1 protein-coding gene is annotated in these 2,259 nt (G+C 65.8%); it reads left to right on the forward strand.

What is annotated here, in order from left to right:
* A partial coding sequence (locus tag K0M70_RS06360; protein WP_290780770.1) for a CusA/CzcA family heavy metal efflux RND transporter occupies nucleotides 1–2,041 on the forward strand: 2,041 nt, incomplete at its 5' end.
* Between the last annotated feature and the right edge of the window lie 218 nt (nucleotides 2,042–2,259).

Genomic DNA, 2,259 nt, shown 5'->3' on the forward strand with positions numbered 1-2,259 from the left:
GTTCCTGGCGATGCGCCTGCTGGGCATGAACTCCAACATCATGAGCTTGGGCGGCATCGCCATCGCCATCGGCGCGATGGTGGACGCGGCGATCGTGATGATCGAAAATGCGCACAAGCACATCGAGCGCGACGATGGAACCAAACCGCGTATCCAGCTGATCATCGATGCCTGCCGCGAAGTCGGCCCCGCCCTGTTCTTTAGTCTGTTGATCATCACCGTGTCGTTCCTGCCGGTGTTCGCCCTGGAGGCGCAGGAGGGCCGGTTGTTCCACCCGCTGGCGTTCACCAAAACCTTCGCCATGGCGGGCGGCGCCCTGCTGTCGGTGACCCTGGTGCCGGTGCTGATGCTGCTGTTCGTACGCGGCAAGATCCTGCCTGAAGCCAAGAACCCGGTGAACCGGTTCCTGATCGCGATCTATCGGCCGGTGATTGCCGTTGTGCTTCGGCACAAGGCGGCCACCCTGGTGCTGGCGCTGGTTGCCTTGCTCGGAACGGCTTGGCCTGCTGCGCGCTTAGGCAGTGAGTTCATGCCCACGCTCAACGAGGGCACCCTGCTCTACATGCCTGCGTCGCTGCCCGGCATGTCGGTCACCAAGGCCGCGGAGCTGCTCCAACAGCAGGACCGGATCATCAAGACCTTCCCGGAAGTCGAGTCCGTGTTCGGCAAGGCCGGCCGGGCCCTCACCGCCACGGACCCGGCACCGCTGGAGATGTTCGAGACGGTCATTAACCTCAAACCCGAGGACCAATGGCGCGAGGGCATGACCATCGACTCCCTTATCGCCGAGATGGATACGGCGCTGCAGTTCCCAGGCGTGGCCAATTCCTGGACGATGCCGATCAAGGCCCGAACTGACATGCTGGCCACCGGCATCCGCACGCCGATCGGCATCAAGGTGTTCGGGACGGACCTGGGCGAGATGGAGCGACTGGCCAAGGAAATCGAGGCTGCCGTGCGCACGGTTCCGGGCACCACCAGTGCCTACGCCGAGCGTCTCACCGGCGGGTTCTACCTCGACATCGAACCCGACCGTCGCCAGCTGGCGCGTTACAACCTGCCGGTCGGAGAACTGCAGGACGTCATCGCCGCCGCGCTGGGTGGCGAGATGGTCACCACGACGGTGGAAGGGCGTGAGCGTTTTGGCGTGATCGTGCGCTATCCCCGTGAACTGCGCGACAGCCCGCAATCCATCGCGCAGCAAGTGTTGGTGCCGACCATGGACGGCGCCCAGATTCCCTTGGGCGAGTTGGCGCACGTGACGGTTCGCAAGGGCGCGCCGTCGATCCGTACCGAGAACGCCCTGCTCTCGGCCTACATCTACGTCGATACGCGCGATCCGGACATGGGAGCCTACGTCCGTGCCGCGCAAGACGCCGTGGCCAAGTCGGTCACTTTCCCGCCGGGCTACTACGCGACCTGGAGCGGCCAGTACGAGTACATGCAGCGGGCGATCGCCAAGATGAAGATCGTGGTCCCGGTGACGCTGTCGCTGATCTTCCTGCTGCTGTACCTGAACTTCCGCCGGGTCACCGAGTCGCTGATCGTGATGCTGTCGGTGCCCTTTGCGCTGGTGGGCGGTGTGTGGCTGATGTGGGCACTGGATTACAACTTGAGTGTCGCGGTCGCCGTGGGCTTCATCGCGTTGGCCGGTGTCGCTGCCGAAACTGGCGTGGTGATGCTGATCTACCTCGACCACGCCCTGGAGGCTCGGGCCCAGGCCCGCCGTGCCAAGGGCGAGGCGCTGACGCTGGCAGATATCACCGATGCCATCGTCGAAGGCGCGGTCGAACGCGTCCGACCCAAGATGATGACGGTCGTTGCGATCATGGCGGGCCTGCTGCCGATCATGTGGAGCACGGGCACCGGCTCGGAGGTCATGCGGCGCATTGCCGCGCCGATGGTCGGCGGCATGGTCTCGTCCACGATCCTGACCCTGGTCGTGATCCCGGCGATCTATGCGCTGGTCAAGCGTCGCGAGTTGCTGGGCCCCCGCGCCCAGGCCGTGCGCGCCGCCGGATTGCCGGAGGCGGCGCAATGAGCCTCCGGTCCTCGGCCATTGACCTGTGTGCGACACCCAGCTTTAGGGTTGTCGCACCCCCAGCGGGGCGTGCTGCGCAATGGCGTCCAGCCCGGGTACGGCGCCGAAGCTAGGGGGCGGCCGTACGGCCCGGGCGCGTCGCCCGGGCTGACGGTCCGCTCCCCGGTTCTGCGGGCTGTCCTGTCATCCACTTGCCCCCGGAGTTCGTCGCGGCTACC

It is taken from the genome of Arenimonas sp. (assembly GCF_019459675.1).
Classification (GTDB): Bacteria; Pseudomonadota; Gammaproteobacteria; order Xanthomonadales; family Xanthomonadaceae; genus Arenimonas.